The organism is Actinomadura coerulea (assembly GCF_014208105.1).
In the GTDB taxonomy this organism is placed as follows: domain Bacteria; phylum Actinomycetota; class Actinomycetes; order Streptosporangiales; family Streptosporangiaceae; genus Spirillospora; species Spirillospora coerulea.
In genome coordinates, this window is the sequence record NZ_JACHMQ010000001.1 from 763,292 (window position 1) to 779,918 (window position 16,627).

Here is a 16,627-nt window from a genome sequence, read left to right on the forward strand (position 1 = left end):
GAAGGGGCGCGGGACACCATGCGCATCGGTATGGCGCTCAGCTACTCGGGCGGTTTCAAGGAGACCGTCGAGGAGCTCGCCGACTACGAGAAGGCCGGCCTCGACATCGTCTACGTCGCGGAGGCCTACAGCTTCGACGCGGTGAGCCAGATGGGCTACATCGCCGCCAGGACCGAGCGGGTGGAGATCGCCTCCGGCATCCTCAACATCTACTCGCGCACCCCGACCGCGATCGCGCAGACCGCCGCGGGGCTGGACTACGTCTCCGACGGGCGGTTCACGCTCGGCATCGGCGCGTCCGGCCCGCAGGTCATCGAGGGCTTCCACGGGGTCCCCTACACCGCGCCGCTCGGCCGCACCCGGGAGATCATCGAGATCTGCCGCAAGGTGTGGCGCCGCGAGCGCGTGCAGCACGACGGCAAGCACTACCACCTGCCGCTGCCGGAGGGGCAGGGCACCGGCCTCGGCAAGGCGCTCAAGCTCATCAACCACCCGGTTCGCGCCGCTATCCCGATCATGGTCGCCGCGATCGGCCCGAAGAACGTCGAGCTGACCGCCGAGATCGCCAACGGCTGGGAGCCGATCTTCTACATGCCGGAGAAGGCCGCGGAGGTGTGGGGGCCCTCGCTCGCGGCCGGGAAGGCCAAGCGCGACCCCGCGCTCGGCGAGCTCGACGTGGTCGGGCAGTCCCCGCTCGCCATCGGCGACGACGTGCAGGGCTTCCTGGAGTTCGGCCGCCCGATGGCCGCCCTCTACATCGGCGGCATGGGCGCCAAGGGCAAGAACTTCTACAACGACCTCGCCCGGCGCTACGGCTACGAGAGGGAGGCCGAGGAGATCCAGGACCTGTACCTGGACGGCAAGAAGGACGAGGCCGCCGCGAAGGTCCCGCAGGAGCTGCTGGAGAAGATGTCCCTCATCGGCTCCGAGGGGCACGTCCGGGAGCGGCTCGCCGCGATGAAGGAGTCCGGCGTCACGACGCTCAACGTGGCCCCGATCGCCGGCGACCACAAGGGCCGGCTCGCGCTGATCGAGAAGGTCAAGGAGATGGCGGCCGGACTCTGACGGACCGCCGCCGGCGGCGGCGGCCGAGCCACAGGCCCCTTCCGGGCCCGAGCGGCGGGACGTTCAGCTCGAACAGCACGCGGAGCAGGACACCGCCGCCGAACAGGGCCGCCCCCCGTTTCAGGGAGGTGCCCGGATCGCCCACCGAGCCCGCGGGGCGCGGGTCGAGGCGGCCGCGCGGGTCGTACACGACCTGGACGCGTTCGCCCCGGCCCGCGACCCTCGACCCGGTCGTCATCGTCCGCACCCGCGGCTCGGCGCAGGCGAGGTCGTGGTCGTAGTAGACGTGCGTGGTCGTGTTCCCGTCGCTGTCGGTGCTGGTGACCTCGCGGCGGTCGACCTTCTGGACCGTGCACGCCGTGGTCCGGCCGCGCTCGCGCAGAGCCTGGTCCGACACCGCGCCCGCGACCATGGACGCTCCGATGACCAGCAGGAAGAAGGCGCCGAAGAAGACCAGGAGGTTCGCGTAGCGCAGCTGCGTGAAGACCAGCAGGGCGTATCCGGCCATCATCATCACGAAGAGCAGCGCCGTGCCCGCCCAGTTGCCCGCCAGCGTCGACGGCCCGTAGGCGTTCAGGGCGGCCTGGGCGACGATCAGCGCCAGCCCGGCCAGGGGGGCGCCGACCGCCAGCAGTGCCGCCGGGGCCCACTCCGGCCGCTTCCCGTACCCCGCCATCGGAACCCGTTCCGTCGTCCATCCGTGTCCCTGGATGAGACGCACGGATCGGCCGACCGGATCGCCACCTGATCCTTACTTCTCGCGACCGGCGGAACCGCGCGGGGAACGGCCCGGGAGGGGCGGGCTCAGAGCGCCGCGTCGACCTCCTCGGCGACGCGCTCGCCGGAGCGGACGGCGCCGTCCATGTAGCCCGTCCAGTAGCCGGACGTCTCGGTGCCCGCCCAGTGGATCGGGCCGCACGGCTCCCGCAGCGCCGGGCCGAACGCGGTGAGCGCGCCCGGCGGGGCGACGCCGACGGGGCCCCCGCCGCTCCACGTCTCGTTGTCCCAGCGCTGGAAGGCGGTCAGCTTCGGGTTCGCGGCCTTGTCGCCGAACAGCCTGGTGAACGAGGCGAGACCCGCCGCCCGGACGTCCGCGGCCGGTGCGCCGTCCAGCCTCCTGATGTTGGCCTGGTTCATGAAGCCCATCAGGATGCCCCGCGACCCGTCCGGGGGGCTGTTGTCGAACGTCGCGTCGATGGCGCCGCCGTCGGCCACGGCCTGCCCGGTCAGCCCGTCCGCCCGCCAGAACGGCGTGTCATAGACGGCGACGAACTTGGCCACCGAGCCCATCGGGTAGCGCTGCGCGAGCTGCGCCCGGCTCGCGGGCAGCGCGGGCGAGAAGTCGATCCTCCCCGCGATCGCCGGGGACATCGCGACCACGACCCGCTTGGCCGACACCGTGATCCCCTCGGCGGTCACCGTCGCGCCGCCCGCCCCGGTGGCGATCGACCGGACCGGCGCGTTGTAGTGGACGATGTCCCCGAGCCGCGCCGCCAGCCGGATCGGCACCTCCTGCGAGCCGCCGGCGAACCGCGACTCCTGCGCCCCGCCCCTGGTGTTGATCAGCCGGTCGATCGTCCCCGGGTTGGCCTCGTTGCCCGCCGAGGCCGCGTAGTTCAGCAGGTAGAGCAGCGAGACCTCCTGCGAGCGCATCGACAGGGTGGAGGAGGCGAACGCGTCCATCAGGAACCGCGCGCCGCTGCTCAGGGAGTTGGACCGCGACCAGGTGTAGAACGTCTGCGCGTCCCATTCCTCGGCCCTGGCCGCCTTCCACGGCTCGCCGACCGGCACCTCCTTGACCATGGCGCCGAGCTTCAGCAGCGCCAGCTCCAGGTCGACCACGCCCCAGTCCGGCGGAACCGCGCCGAGCAGGCCGTCGGTCGCGTACAGCGACCGCTTGCCGTCCCGGTAGTAGACGTTCTTGCCCTCGTTGTAGGTGGCGTAGGTGTCGACGCCCATGTCCTTGGCGAGCGCGGCGATGCGGTCCTGCGTCGGTCCGATGAACTCGGCGCCGCCCTCGTTGGTGGTGCCGTCGCCGAGCGGCATCCCGTAGACGCGGCCGCCGGGGCGGTCCCGCGCCTCCAGCACGACCACGGACCGGCCCGCCGCGACGAGGTCGCGGGCGGCGGTGAGGCCGGAGAGCCCGGCGCCGACGATCACCACGTCGGCGGTGAGGGGCGCGGCGAGGGGCGCCGTGCGGGCGGCGGCGGAGGGCGCCGCGGCCGCGGTGACGACCGCTCCCGCGGCGGTGAGCGCGCCTGTGCCCAGCAGTCTTCTACGGCTGACTCGGGTCAAGGGGAATCACTCCTGGAGAAGTCCAAGGGGTCGGACGTTCGGGGGGACGGAGCACACGCCGGGTCACGCTAGGCCAGCTCTCGACCAGAAGTCGAGGGTTCTTCATGTTCGTGACCGCGTTGAGACGGCCGTCTCGCGATGATCTAGAGTCCTGGCCATGGGGGAGACTCACTACGCGCGGCGCCGCCGGCTCGCCGCGCTCGTCGCCGACCGGGGCGCCGCCGCACTGCTGGTGACCCGCCTGGTCAACGTCCGCTACCTGACCGGCCTGGACAGCTCGCGGGCCGCGCTGCTCGTCCCGGCCGACGGCCCCGCCGTCCTCGCGACCGACGGCCGCTACGCCGGGATGGCCGCGCAGGTCTGCCCGGAGCTGCCCGTCGTCGTCGACCGCCAGGTTGCGGAGGCGCTGGTGAGGCGGGCGGCCGAGGACGGCCACGGCCGCGTCGGCTTCGAGGCCCACGACCTGACCGTCGAGCACCACACGGCCCTGCTCGGCATCGAGCGTCCCGGCGGCGCCGCCGCCGAACTCGTCCCGCTCGGCCATCTCGTCGAAGAACTGCGCATGGTGAAGGACGAGGAGGAGATCGGCCTGCTGCGCGAGGCGTGCGCCGTCACCGACCGCGCGTTCGAGGCCGTCCTGCCCGAGATCCGCGCGGGGGTCACCGAGCGCGCCGTCGCGATCGCCCTCGAACGGGCCATGGTGGACCACGGCGCCGAGGGCCCCGCGTTCGACTCGATCATCGCGTCCGGCCCCAACGGCGCCGTCCCGCACCACCATCCGGGCGGCCGCGAGCTCCAGCGCGGCGACCTCGTCACCATGGACTTCGGCGCCCTCTACGGCGGCTACCACGCCGACATGACCCGCACCGTCGCGATCGGCGAGCCCGCCGCCTGGCAGCGCGACCTCTACGACCTCGTCCACCGCGCCCAGGCGGCCGCGCTGGCCGCCGCGCTGCCCGGCGCCGGCACCAAGGACGTGGACGCCGCCGCCCGCGACGTCATCGCGGAGGCCGGGCACGGCGAGGCGTTCACCCACGGCCTCGGGCACGGCGTCGGCCTGGAGATCCACGAAGCGCCGCTCATGGGGTACGACAAGACCGGTAAGCTGATGGATCGGGTTCCGATCACCGCGGAGCCGGGGGTCTACCTCACGGGCCGGGGCGGGGTCCGCATCGAGGACACGCTGGTGGTCCGCGCGGGCGGGCCGGAGCTCCTCACCACAACGACCAAGGACCTGCTCGTCCTGTAGGACGCGCGGGCCCGCGACCGGGAGAACAACGCAGTGGCGACGACGAACGACCTGAAGAACGGCATGACGCTGAACATCGACGGCCAGTTGTGGACCGTCCAGGAGTTCCAGCACGTCAAGCCCGGCAAGGGCGGCGCGTTCGTCCGCACCAAGCTCAAGAACGTGCTGTCGGGCAAGGTCGTCGACAAGACCTTCAACGCCGGCACCAAGGTCGAGGTGGCCAGCGTCGACAAGCGCGAGATGCAGTACCTCTACCGCGAGGGCGAGGACTTCATCTTCATGGACACCGAGACCTACGACCAGCCGCACATCCCCGCGACCGTCGTGGGCGACGCCGCGAACTACCTGCTCCCCGAGCAGAACGCCGTGATCGCCTTCAACAACGAGAACCCGCTGTACGTCGAGCTGCCCGCCGCCGTCGTGCTGGAGATCACCGAGACCGAGCCCGGCCTGCAGGGCGACCGCTCCACCGGCGGCAGCAAGCCCGCCACGCTGGAGACCGGCGCGCAGATCCAGGTCCCGCTGTTCATCACCACCGGCGAGAAGGTCAAGGTCGACACCCGCTCCGGCGAGTACCTCGGCCGCGCCTGAGATGGCAGCGCGCACCAAGGCCAGGAAGCTCGCCCTCGACATCCTGTTCGCCGCCGAGCTGCGGGAGGAGGAGCCGACGGCGGTGCTCGCCGCCCGCGGCCGCCCGAACCAGGACGAGCTCGCCGAGTACCCGCACGCCGTCCGGCTGATCGAGGGCGTCCAGGAGAACCGGGAGCGCATCGACGAGCTGCTCGCCACCTACGCGACCGGCTGGACGCTCGAACGCATGCCCGTCGTCGACCGCAACATCCTGCGGATGGGCGCGTTCGAACTCCTGTGGGTCGACGACGTCCCCGACGGCGTCGCGGTGAGCGAGGCGGTGGGTCTCGCCACCGAACTGTCCACCGACGAGTCCCCCCGCTTCGTCAACGGCCTCCTCTCCCGCCTCCAACAACTAAAGCCTTCGTTGAGTCTGTAACCGCGCAGGTCTGATCGCGCAGCGAGCCGCAAGGCGAGTCGGAGCGATGCCAGCGATCGCCCGCGGTGATCGACGATGGAGGGCCCTCCGGGCCCGAAGGAGGAGAGCACTGCAATGAACTCGAAGCGGGTGAGGGGCGGCAGCCGGGTGCGCAGTGCCGTCCTGTGGGACGCTCTGCGCGCGGTCCTCGACCGCATCACTCCCGAGGCCGGCCTGAGCGATGTCGTGGACGTCGGCGGGGGAACCGGCGGGTTCGCCGTTCCGCTCGCCGAGCTGGGGCACCGGGTCACCGTGGTCGACGCCAACCCGGACGCGCTCGCCGCGCTGGAGCGCCGGGCCGCCGAGGCCGGGGTGCGGGTGCGCGCCGTCCAGGGCGACGCGGTCGACCTGCCCGACCTGCTCGGCCCGGACGCCGCCGACCTCGTGCTGTGCCACAGCGTCCTTGAGTACGTCGACGATCCGGACGCGGCGGTGGCGGCGCTGACCGGCGCCCTCCGCCCCGGCGGCTCGGTCAGCGTCCTGGTGGCGGGGCAGATCGCGGCCGCGCTGCACCGGGCGGTGTCCGGGCACTTCGACGACGCGCGGCGGGTGCTGACGGACCCGTCCGGGCGGTGGGGCGAGGGCGACCGGATGCCCCGCCGGTTCACCCGCGAGTCGCTGTCGGAGCTGGTGGGCGGCGCCGGGCTGCGGGTCGCCGAGCTGCACGGCGTCCGGATCTTCGCCGACCTGGTGCCGAGCGGCCTGCTGGACGGCGACGCCGACTCCGCGGACGCGCTGATCGCGCTGGAGTCCGTCGCGGCCGTCCATCCCGTCCTGCGGGACCTCGCCACCCAGCTGCACCTGGTGGCGGACAAACCGGCCGGCTAGCACCGTGAGCCGCAAGCAGCAGCTGCACCGGCCCGGGCCGCAGCCGGGCCCGCCCGCCGACGACACCGGCTGCGCCATCCTGCACGTCGACATGGACGCCTTCTTCGTCAGCGTCGAGCTGCTGGAGCGGCCCGAACTGCGCGGGCGTCCCGTCGTCGTGGGCGGAGCGGGGCCGCGCGGCGTGGTGTCGGCGGCCTCCTACGAGGCCCGCCGGTTCGGAGTGCACTCGGCGATGCCGATGACGCGGGCGCGGCGGCTGTGCCCGCAGGCCGTGGTGCTGCCGGCGAGCCACGGCAAGTACGGCCGCGTGTCCGCCGCGGTGTTCGAGATCTTCCGCTCCGTCACGCCGCTGGTCGAGGGCCTGTCGCTGGACGAGGCCTTCCTGGACGTGGCGGGCGCCCGGCGGCGGCTGGGCCGCCCCGCCGAGATCGCGCAGCTCATCCGCGACCAGGTGCGCGACCAGCAGGGCATCACCTGCTCGGTCGGCGTCGCGAGCACCAAGTTCGTCGCGAAGCTGGCCTCGACCCGGTGCAAGCCCGACGGGCTGCTCGTGGTGCCGGCCGACGGCGCCGTCGGCTTCCTGCATCCGCTGCCCGTGGCGTCCCTCTGGGGCGTCGGGGAGCGGACGGAGCAGGCGCTCGCCCGGCTCGGCCTGCGCACCGTCGGGCAGCTCGCCCAGGTGCCCCTCGCCACGCTGCGGCGCGAGCTCGGCAACGCGCTCGGCGCGCACCTGCACGAGCTGGCGTGGGGGCGCGACCCGCGCGAGGTCGTCCCGCACACGCCCGACAAGAGCATCGGCGCCGAGGAGACCTTCGACACCGACGTCGACGATCCCGAGGTCATCCGGCGGGAGTTGCTGCGGCTGGCGGAGAGGGTCGGCGCGCGGCTGCGCGAGAGCGGGAACGCCGGCCGGACGGTCAGCGTCAAACTGCGGATGGCCGACTTCAAGACGATCACGCGGGCGCGCACGCTGGCCGAGCCGACCGACCTGGCTCGTGTGATCTATGTCACAGCCCGCGAGCTGTACGAGGCGTCGGGCCTGGAACGGGTACGACTCCGTCTGGTCGGGGTGCGGGTCGAGAACCTGGGTCCCGCCGGCGAGGCCCCCCGTCAGCTCGCCCTCGACGAGCCGGAAAGCGGCTGGCGTGAGGCCGAGCGAGCCATGGATCAGGTCGCGCACCGGTTCGGGCGCGGCGCGGTGCGCCCCGCCGCGCTGGTTCGGCGTGCGGCGGAGGGTGACGCAGGGGACGGCAGGGACGGAAGACAATGAAAGAAGGCTGTGAGGCGACCGGCGTCGGGCCCTCGGCGGGCCGTTCGCTTTCGTACGCTCGAGAGTCCTCGTATTCTGGGCATATCACCGTTGACGTTCGCGTCCCGCATCGGATACTCCGTCGCGGAGCTGTCGCTGGGAGGTGCCGTGCCGCTGTCTGAGCACGAGCAGCGCATGCTCGAACAGATCGAATCGGCCTTGTACGCCGAGGATCCCAAGTTCGCTCACGCGGTTCGCTCGACCAACCCCCAGGTCCATTACAAGCGCCGGATCGTCAAGGCTGCCCTCGGCTTCGCGGTGGGCGTGTGCGCGCTGATGGCCGGGCTCGTGATCAACGCCGGGACCGTCACGATCGCCGTGAGCGTGACGGGCTTCCTGCTGATGGTCGTGTGCTGCGTCTGGGCGCTGACGAGCTGGAAGCGGATGACGGGCATCGGCAACGAGCCCGCGCGCGGAGGCGGCCGCCAGGCGCGTCCCGCCAAGGCGGGCTTCATGGAGCGCATGGAGGAACGCTGGCGCCGCCGCACCGAGGGTGACTGACGGAGGCTGGGGGCGCCCCCAGTCTCTGTGACTGAGCCCCCTCAGCGCCGACGAGACGACTCGTCCCGGCCGTGCGCGGGTCTTCCGCGGGGCCGGGACGAACGCGTGTCCGGGGCGCGCCTACCTGCGGCGCAGGCGGGACGGTAGCTCGTTCAGGCGGGCGGTGGCGTCGAGGGCGCGGTCTCCGGCGGTGCGGAGCGCGGTGCGGGTCTGCGCCACCGTCGACGGCGGCAGGAGGCGGGCGCGCCACCGGGCCGGGCGCCCCACGGACGCGGCGAACGCCTCCCGGACGGTCCGCACGTCGGCGCGCAGCCGGTCGGCGGGCTCGACGGCGCGGGTCCGCGAGTAGCGCGCCAGTTCCTCGGCGCGGGCGATCCGGGTGAGGGCCTGGACGCTCGGCGCGTCCATCTCCAGCAGCTCGCCGAGCCGGCGGGCGGCGGCGCGCGGGGAGTCGCTGGCCCGCCATTCCAGGCCGTGGTCGAGCGCGTCCGCGCGCATCTCCTGCCAGGCGGCGTGCGCCACCCCGGCCGGGTCGAGAGCCCGCGTCCCGTTCGCGGGTTCCGCCGGTTCCGCCGGACGCGGCGACCGCTTCGGCCCGGGCTCGGCCTTCCCGGCCGGGTCGGAGCCGGGTCCAGGCCTTCGCCGCGGGGGCGACGGAGTCCCGGCGGGCGAGGCGGCCCGGACCGCCGCCCAGCGGCGCCACCGGGTGAGGAGCCGCAGCGTCATCGGCGCGGCGGCCAGCAGCAGCGCCAGCAGGGCGCCGAGGAGCCATCCCGCGCCGGAGAACCCGCCGTCGTCGCCTTCCTGGACACCGGTCGCGGCGTCCGCGCCCTCGTCGTTGCGGTGCCGGGGGCCGGTGGGCGCGGCGGTCGCGCCCGCGTCCGGGGACGAGGCGTCCGGCGCCTGCGTGACCTCGTCGTCGGGCCCGCCGCCGGTGCTGACCGCGGGCTGGCTGTACGCGGGGGCGAGGGCGGTGCCCTGCCCGGCGGCGCCGCTCGGCGTGGGCTCGAAGCGCACCCATCCCGAGCCCTCGAAGTACAGTTCGGGCCAGGCGTGCGCGTCGCGCGACCGCACCACCCATTCGCCGGGCTTGACCTCGCTGCCCGGCGTGTAGCCCATCGCGACCCGCGACGGGATCCCGAGGATCCGCGCCATCAGCGCCATCGCGGCGGCGAACTGCTCGCAGTAGCCGCGCTTGCTGTGCAGCAGGAAGTCGACGAGGTCGCTTCCGTGCTGCGGCGCGGGCGCGCCCAGGTCGTAGGTGAAGCCGCCGGACAGGGTGAACCAGCGCTGGAGCCGGACGGCCTGGCCGAGCGCGGTCGTCGAACCGGCGGTGATGTCCGCGGCGAGCTTCCTGACCTGCGGCGGGACGTTCTTGGGCACCGCCGTGTAGTGCGCGACGACCTCGGGCGGGTAGGGCCCCGAGGCGGCGAGCTGCCCGGCGGTCGGCTGCGGGACCAGGCTCCGCACGGTGTAGGAGCGCCCGCCCGCCGAGTCGCGCAGCGAGTAGATCATCAGCGACGGGCCGTGCACCCGCCAGTCGCCCTTGATCGACACCTTGGCGGGGGCGTACGGCACCGGAAGGAACGTCATGTTCCTGACCTCCGGCCGCACCCGCACCTCGGTCGTCACCTCGCGCGAGGGCGCGACGGTCAGCCCGGGCGGGGCGGGGAGGGCGCGCTCACCGGTCAGCCGGTCCTTGGAGCTGCTCTTGAGCGGGCTGTAGGTCCACCGGTCGCCGTCGAACCGGTCGAGGGCGTAGAGACGCAGGTAGCCGGGGCTCTCCGGAGCGTCGCTGCGGTAGGTCAGCACGGTCGAGTCGTCCAGCCGGGTCAGCTCCCGCTTCAGGCTGACCAGCGGGTCGGGCGTCGTCACGGTCTGCGTGCCCGGGCCGGAGCCGCCGCCCACGCCGAACACGCCGCGCGGGTGCAGGCCGGGTATCGCCGCCGGCAGCAGCACGGCGACGGCGACGGTGCCGGCCGCGATCCGGCGGCCGCTGGCCGCCAGGGCCGAGGCGTCGGGCCGGTCCGCGGGGTCCGCCGGCGGTGGCTGCGCCCCCGCCAGCGGCACCTCGCGGGGGCTGCGGCGCGTCGTGACCGTCCGGCCCCAGCCGCCGACCTGCTCGCGGGCGTCGGCCATGAGCAGGGCGAGGAACCCGAACGCGCCGATGCCGAAGGCCAGCCAGCCGACGCCGTCCTCGCGGATCGCCGCGGGCACGCTGTACATGGCCAGCAGCGGCAGCCCGGCGGGCGCGGCGCGGCGCAGCCGCACGGCCAGCAGGTCCACCAGGACGGCGACCAGGCCGATCCCCGCGGCGGCCAGCATCGCGATGCCGGGGACGAGCGGGACCGGCGCCGCGTACCGGTTGGCCGCCCGCCAGCCCTCGTCCGCCAGCTCGCCGAGGCGCCGCACCGACTCCGGTGACGGCACGACCCCGAGCCACGCCTCGCCGCCGGCGAACGCGAGGTCGAGGTAGAGGAAGAGCGCCGCGAGCCCGAACAGCAGGCCGACCGGAGCGGGCGTGCGCAGGCGCCGCGCGAGCAGGCCGCCGCCGGACACGGCCAGCACCGCGCCGAACCCGGCCCAGAACCAGCTCGTCCTCTCGAACAGCGGGTACAGCCCGAGTGAGCCGGCGAGCGTCGCCAGCCCGGCCATCACCGTCATCCGGACTCTCATGCCCCGCCCCTGCTCATGCGCCGCCCTCAGTCATGCGCCGCCCCTGACACGAAATCCCCGCCGGCCTTGCCTGCGCGCGCCCACGCCCCGGCGAGCTCCGCCGCGGACCGGACGGTCACCACCCGCCAGCCTCCCGCGCGCAGCAGCCCCGCGGCCGTTCCGCCGTCCTGCGGCGTGCCGTCGTCGGGGCCGCCCCGGAGCAGGACCGCGACGCAGGTGCCGGTGCCGCGCCGGGCCGCGGAGACCGCGCGGGCCTCCTCGTCCGACAGCGCGCCGAACACCCCGACGACCAGCCCGTCGCCCTCCCGGCCCGCGCCGTGCCCGCGCAGCGCGGCCAGTCCCGCCGACAGCGAGCCGCCCTTGGACCGGCGGGCGACGGCCAGCGCGTCGAGCAGCAGCCCCTCGAACGCGCCCTCGGAGGGCCCGGCCGGCAGCGCCTCCCCGCCGTCGGTGACGTACCGCAGGCTCATCCCCGTCCGGACGAGGTGCACGCCGATCGACGCGGTCGCCGAGACGGCCTGCTCGAAGGAGCCGGACGGCCCGTCGCCCCAGTGCGCGGAGCGGCGGGTGTCGAGGAAGAGCGTGCCGCTGCTCTGGAAGTGCTGCTCCTCGCGCCGCACCATCAGCTCCCCGTACCGGGCGGTGGACCGCCAGTGCACGCGGCGCAGGTCGTCGCCGTGCCGGTACTCGCGCGGCGCCACGTCGTCCTCGCCCGCGGCGGAGACCGCGCGGGCCACGCTGTCGCCGCCGCCCGTCCACGCCCCCGACAGCCGGCTCGGCGGCAGCGGCACGATCGACGGCGTCACCGTGAGCGTGTCGGACAGGCTGAACGAGCGGACCAGCTCCACCATCCCGAACGGGTCGGCGAGCCGGACGGTCAGCGGCCCCACCCGGAAGCGCCCGCGCACGTCCGAGCGGATCCGGTAGCCGAGCTCACGGAACGCGTGCGGCTCGATCCGCTCCAGCACGAAGCGGGCCCGCCCGCCGAGCGCGTAGGGGACCCGGTCCTCCACCATCAGCAGCCCGCTCGGCAGCCGCGACACGTTCTCCAGCCGCAGGTCGACGCGGGACTCGTGGCCGACCGGCAGGCGCGCCGGCTCCAGCCGCCGCGCGCAGGCCAGCCGGTAGCGCGTCCGCGCCACCGCGATCGTGCACAGCAGGGGGAGCGCCAGCACGAGCACCCCGGCGCGCAGCAGGTCGCGCTCCCCGAGCGCCACCGCGCAGACGATCGCGGTCGCCCCGGCGGCCACGAACGACCGCCCGCGTGTGGTGAGGCCGGCCAGCGCCCGTCGCACCCGTCACCTGCCGGGGGAGGGCACCGGCAGCCGCTTCACCAGGTCGGCGACCACCTGCTCGGGACTGCGGCGCTCCACCTGCGCCTCGGCGGTCGGCAGCAGCCGGTGCGCGAGGACGGGGACGGCGAGGTCCTGGATGTCGTCGGGGACGACGTAGTCGCGGTCGTCGAGCGCGGCGTAGGCCCGCGCGGCCCGCACCAGGTGCAGGGTCGCCCGCGGGGACGCGCCGAGCCGCAGCTCCGGATGCCTGCGGGTGGCGGAGACGAGGTCGATCGCGTACTGCCGCACCGCCGGCGCGACGTGCTGGGCCCGCACCACCTCGATGAGGTCGCGGACGTCGGAGGCGTGCGCGACGGGCGCGAGGCGGTCGAGCGGGGACGTCTCGCCGTGCGTCTCGAGCATCTCCAGCTCGGCGGCGGGATCGGGGTAGCCCATCGAGATGCGGGCGGTGAACCGGTCGCGCTGCGCCTCGGGCAGCGGGTAGGTCCCCTCCATCTCCACGGGGTTCTGCGTGGAGATCACCATGAACGGCGGCTCCAGCGCGTAGGTGGTGCCGTCGACCGTGACCTGGCGCTCCTCCATGCACTCCAGCAGCGCGGACTGCGTCTTCGGGGACGCCCGGTTGATCTCGTCGCCGACCAGGATGTTGGCGAACACCGGGCCCGGCTTGAACTCGAACTCGCGCCGTTCCTGGTTGTAGGCGCTGACCCCGGTGATGTCGCTCGGCAGAAGGTCGGGCGTGAACTGCACGCGCCGCACCGAGCAGTCGACCGAGCGCGCGAGCGCCTTGGCGAGCATCGTCTTGCCGACCCCGGGCACGTCCTCGATGAGCAGGTGCCCCTCCGCCAGCAGCACCGTCAGCGCGAGCCGCACGGCCGAGGGCTTGCCCTCGATCACCGACTCCACGGCGTCGCGGATCTTGTTCGCGACGTGGGCGAGCCCGTCGAGCCCGCCTCCTCCGTCACGGCCCGCGTCACGGCCTCCCGCGTCCGCGCCGCCGGCGTCACGGCCGCCGCGCCGGGCCGGGTGGGATGCCGGGGGGTCGGTCTCCATGAACGACTCGCCGTGCGTGCCTACTGCCACCAAACCCTCCTCAGCCGTTCCAAACGACAGTACGTCTTTGGAACGCCCACTGCGATGTTCATGTGGAACGCGAGCCAATTGTGCTCCACGGAGACGACGACAAACGACGCGCGCGGCGCGCCACACCGCTCCACCCCGTCCCTCACGACCGTCCCGCGCCCCCGTGCGGGGGTGTTCTGAACGGGCTTGTGCCGATGCGGCGCGCTGAGGGGCCCCCGCTGGGCTCCACTCCACACCACCCCCGTTGACCTGCGATTTCGTCGCGGAAAACGGCGCGTGGACGGTGTTTTTCTTGTTGACGGTGGGGAAGAGTGGAGTAGAGTGGGGCGCCGTGGGGGGCGGTAGCGCCCCATGCGGCGCGGGAGGTGGGGCCCGGTGTTTCTCGGCACCCACTCACCGCGCCTCGACGACAAGGGACGACTGTTCCTGCCGGCGAAGTACCGCGAGGAGCTGTCGGGGGGATTGGTGATCACGAAGGGCCAGGAACGCTGCCTGTACGTCTTCCCCATGGCGGAGTTCCAGCGGATAACCGAGGCTCTGCGTGCCGCGCCGGTCACCGAGAAGGCGGTCCGGAGCTACAGCCGGGTCTTCTTCGCCAGCGCCTCCGACGAGGTGCCCGACAAGCAGGGCCGCGTCACGATTCCCCCGCCGCTGCGCAAGTACGCGGGGCTGACCCGCGACTGCACGGTCATCGGGGCCAACACGCGTCTGGAGATCTGGGACACCCAGGCCTGGGAGACCTACCTGGAGCAGGAGGAGCAAACCTTCTCCGACGTCTCGGAGGAGGTGTTGCCAGGGATTCTCTGAGATACGACTCGTCGGTCCGTTGACCGGCACTGGCCCACGTTCGGCCAGGTCTCCAGCCGCTCTCCAGTCAGCTGGCGCAGCTTCCCCGGTGCCAGACGGCGACCCCCCGCGGGCAACGCGGTGATCTTCCTCCAGGGCAGCGGATGGGGACCTGGCCGGGCGAGGCCGCCGCCGGGGGCGCGGGACGGTCCGGTCCGGCGATGCCACACAGTCCGCGAGCGAGGTGGCAGTACAGGGGGTGACGCATGAACGGCCTGGAGAACGGAGCGGGGAACGGCGCAGGCGACCACGCGGCGCACGACCAGGGGCCCGGCAGCGGCCACGTCCCGGTCATGCTCGACCGCGTTCTCGAACTTCTCGTCCCCGCCGCGGAGGCCGTCGCCGGCCGCGCTCCCGTGTACCTCGACGCCACGCTCGGCATGGGCGGTCACGCCGAGGCGATGCTGCGGGCCGTCCCCGCGCTGCGCCTGATCGGCCTCGACCGAGACACCACGGCGCTGGAGCGGTCCGCGCGCAGGCTCGCCCCGTTCGGCGACCGCGTGACGCTGGAACACGCCGTCTACGACGAGATCCCCTCCGTGCTGCGCCGGCACCGCGTCCGGGCGGTCGACGCCGTCCTGTTCGACCTCGGCGTGTCCTCCCCGCAGCTCGACGAGGCCGACCGCGGCTTCGCCTACTCCTACGACGCCCCCCTCGACATGCGGATGGACCGCACCCAGAGCCTGACCGCGGCCGAGGTCGTCAACGGCTACCCGCCCGCCGAGCTCGCCCGCATCCTGCGCGAGTACGGCGAGGAGCGGTTCGCCCAGCGCATCGCCGCCGCGATCGTCCGCGAGCGCGAGCGCGCCCCGCTGGAGTCCACCCGGCGGCTCGCCGACCTGGTGCGCACCTCCATCCCCGCCGCCACCCGCCGCACCGGCGGCAACCCGGCCAAGCGCACCTTCCAGGCGCTGCGCATCGAGGTGAACGCCGAGCTCGACACCTGGCGCCGGGCGCTGCCCGCCGCCCTGGACGCGCTCCCGGTCGGCGGCCGGGTGGTCGTCCTGTCCTACCACTCGCTCGAGGACCGCATCACCAAGCAGGTCCTCGCCGCCCAGGCGGCCGACACGACTCCGCCGGAGCTGCCGGTCCCGCTGCCCGAGCACGAGCCGAGGTTCCGGCTCCTGACGCGCGGGGCCGAGGTGGCGTCCGACGAGGAGACCACGACCAATCCACGGGCCGGATCGGTGCGGATGCGCGCCGCGGAGCGCGTCCGGGAGGCGACATGACCACGACGAGCAGGCGGCCGCCGACCAAGGCGCCGAAGAAGAGGGCCCCGGAGCGCCCGGACGGAGCCGCTCCGGCCAGGCCCGCGCCGCCGAAGAGCAGGCCCTCCGGGGCCGCTCCGGTCACGCCGGCGCGCGCGAAGGCGGCGCCCGCGAAGCCGGCCGCGGCCAAGACGGCGCCCGCCCCGACGCGGACGAAGGTCTCGCCGGCCAAGAGCACGAAGGCCGCGAAGGAGACGAAGGCCGCGAAGGCCGCCGTCAGCGCGCCCGCGAGCACCAAGGCGGCGACCGCGTCGCGGCGCGGGACCGCGCCGCGGGCCCCGTTCGTCCTTCTCATCGTCGGCCTGCTCGGCGGCGCGCTGGTCAGCCTGCTGCTGCTCAACACCGTCCTCGCCAAGGACGCGTTCACCCTGACGCGGCTGCAGCAGAGCAACAAGCAGCTCGAACAGCAGCGCCAGGCCTACGAGGAGGAGATCGCCCGCGAGGGCGCCCCGCAGCAGCTGTCGAAGAAGGCCGAGGGGCTCGGCATGAAGCAGGGCAAGGACCCGGCCTTCTTCTCCACCGAGCCCGGCCGCCCCGGCGGCACCATCCGCCCCGTCCCGCACTCGGCCGCGGCGTCGGCCGGCGCGGCGGGCGTCCTCGGCGTGCCCGGCACCGTGATCCCCGGCGACGGCGTCCCGCTGTCCGACGCCCGCACCAACGGCGCGGGCACGCGGAACGGCCAGGGTGCGGGCGCGCGCAACGGCAACGGCACTGGAGCACGGAGCGGCACAGGGACGCGGACCGGGCACGGGGCACCGTGAGCGGGCGCGGTCACGGCGGGGAGCGGGTGGAACGGTGACGAAGGGCCCGGGACGCGGTACCGCGGGGCCGCCCTCCGGCCGCGGACGCGGCCCGGACGGGCGCGGCCCCCGCGGCGCGGCCGGGCGGGACGACAAGAGCGGCCCGGGCGCGGCGCGCGCGTCCGGGCGTCAGACGGGGAACACGCCGCGCCCGCCCGCGGGACGGGCGGACGGCGCCGGACGGCCGGGCAGGAAGGGCGGCGGCGCCCGCCGTCCCGCGCGCAGCGGCACGGTCCCCGCCTCCCGCAAGGAGACCCCGGGCAAGGACACCCCCCGCAAGGACACCCCCCGCAAGGACACCGCGCGTAAAGACACGGCCCGTAAGGACACCGGCCGTAAAGGCACCGCGCCCAAGGAGAAACCG

The 16,627-nt window shown here is 74.1% G+C and carries 15 protein-coding genes; 10 read left to right on the forward strand and 5 right to left on the reverse strand.

What is annotated here, in order from left to right; translation table 11 throughout:
- Positions 1-18: 18 nt before the first annotated feature.
- Positions 19-1,065 carry an LLM class F420-dependent oxidoreductase gene (locus tag BKA00_RS03625; protein WP_185023567.1) on the forward strand — a complete coding sequence of 349 codons (1,047 nt, stop codon included), beginning with the start codon at positions 19-21 and terminating at the stop codon, positions 1,063-1,065.
- On the opposite strand, the gene BKA00_RS03630 is transcribed toward BKA00_RS03625, so the two are convergent.
- On the reverse strand, positions 1,040-1,741 hold the full coding sequence (locus tag BKA00_RS03630; protein WP_185023568.1) for a hypothetical protein: 702 nt from the start codon (positions 1,739-1,741) through the stop codon (positions 1,040-1,042). The two genes, BKA00_RS03625 and BKA00_RS03630, sit on opposite strands and share 26 nt — an antisense overlap.
- A 128-nt stretch (positions 1,742-1,869) precedes the next feature.
- Positions 1,870-3,360 carry a flavin monoamine oxidase family protein gene (locus BKA00_RS03635; protein WP_244993764.1) on the reverse strand — a complete coding sequence of 497 codons (1,491 nt, stop codon included), beginning with the start codon at positions 3,358-3,360 and terminating at the stop codon, positions 1,870-1,872.
- 157 nt (positions 3,361-3,517) lie between these two features.
- Between BKA00_RS03635 and BKA00_RS03640 the strand changes: the two genes are divergently transcribed.
- The 6 genes from BKA00_RS03640 (at position 3,518) to BKA00_RS03665 (ending at position 8,295) form a co-directional block, all read left to right on the forward strand.
- Positions 3,518-4,609, forward strand: coding sequence for a M24 family metallopeptidase (locus BKA00_RS03640; protein ID WP_185023569.1), 1,092 nt, complete (start codon positions 3,518-3,520; stop codon positions 4,607-4,609).
- Positions 4,610-4,642: 33 nt separating this feature from the next.
- Positions 4,643-5,200, forward strand: coding sequence for an elongation factor P (gene efp, locus BKA00_RS03645; RefSeq protein WP_185023570.1), 558 nt, complete (start codon positions 4,643-4,645; stop codon positions 5,198-5,200).
- A gap of 1 nt (position 5,201) precedes the next feature.
- Positions 5,202-5,618 (forward strand): transcription antitermination factor NusB, encoded by a 417-nt coding sequence (gene nusB, locus BKA00_RS03650; RefSeq protein WP_185023571.1) that lies wholly within the window; start codon positions 5,202-5,204, stop codon positions 5,616-5,618.
- Positions 5,619-5,732: 114 nt separating this feature from the next.
- A complete protein-coding gene (locus BKA00_RS03655) occupies positions 5,733-6,485 on the forward strand; it encodes a methyltransferase domain-containing protein (protein ID WP_185023572.1) in 753 nt (250 codons plus the stop codon).
- Positions 6,486-6,489: 4 nt separating this feature from the next.
- A complete protein-coding gene (locus BKA00_RS03660) occupies positions 6,490-7,755 on the forward strand; it encodes a DNA polymerase IV (RefSeq protein ID WP_185023573.1) in 1,266 nt (421 codons plus the stop codon).
- A 147-nt stretch (positions 7,756-7,902) separates the two neighbouring features.
- Positions 7,903-8,295: a DUF3040 domain-containing protein gene (locus BKA00_RS03665; protein ID WP_185023574.1), complete on the forward strand. Its 393-nt coding sequence runs from the start codon at positions 7,903-7,905 to the stop codon at positions 8,293-8,295.
- Positions 8,296-8,415: 120 nt separating this feature from the next.
- On the opposite strand, the gene BKA00_RS03670 is transcribed toward BKA00_RS03665, so the two are convergent.
- The 3 genes from BKA00_RS03670 to BKA00_RS03680 are packed head-to-tail and all read right to left on the reverse strand — an operon-like array spanning position 8,416 to position 13,319.
- Positions 8,416-10,971 (reverse strand): transglutaminase TgpA family protein, encoded by a 2,556-nt coding sequence (locus tag BKA00_RS03670; RefSeq protein WP_230298481.1) that lies wholly within the window; start codon positions 10,969-10,971, stop codon positions 8,416-8,418.
- Positions 10,972-10,997: 26 nt separating this feature from the next.
- Positions 10,998-12,266 (reverse strand): DUF58 domain-containing protein, encoded by a 1,269-nt coding sequence (locus tag BKA00_RS03675; RefSeq protein ID WP_185023575.1) that lies wholly within the window; start codon positions 12,264-12,266, stop codon positions 10,998-11,000.
- Positions 12,267-12,269: 3 nt separating this feature from the next.
- Positions 12,270-13,319: an AAA family ATPase gene (locus BKA00_RS03680; RefSeq protein ID WP_185033640.1), complete on the reverse strand. Its 1,050-nt coding sequence runs from the start codon at positions 13,317-13,319 to the stop codon at positions 12,270-12,272.
- A 405-nt stretch (positions 13,320-13,724) separates the two neighbouring features.
- On the opposite strand from BKA00_RS03680, the gene mraZ reads away from it, so the two are divergent.
- The 3 genes from mraZ to ftsL all read left to right on the forward strand — a co-directional run bounded on the left by mraZ (position 13,725) and on the right by ftsL (position 16,224).
- Complete coding sequence (mraZ, locus tag BKA00_RS03685) at positions 13,725-14,156, forward strand: division/cell wall cluster transcriptional repressor MraZ (RefSeq protein WP_089312308.1); 432 nt, start codon at positions 13,725-13,727, stop codon at positions 14,154-14,156.
- Between the two features lie 245 nt (positions 14,157-14,401).
- The gene (gene rsmH / locus BKA00_RS03690) at positions 14,402-15,424 is read left to right on the forward strand and encodes a 16S rRNA (cytosine(1402)-N(4))-methyltransferase RsmH (RefSeq protein WP_185023576.1); all 1,023 of its coding nucleotides are present in this window, start codon (positions 14,402-14,404) and stop codon (positions 15,422-15,424) included.
- A complete protein-coding gene (gene ftsL, locus BKA00_RS03695) occupies positions 15,421-16,224 on the forward strand; it encodes a cell division protein FtsL (protein WP_185023577.1) in 804 nt (267 codons plus the stop codon). Before rsmH ends, ftsL begins: the two co-directional genes overlap by 4 nt.
- Positions 16,225-16,627: the final 403 nt, after the last annotated feature.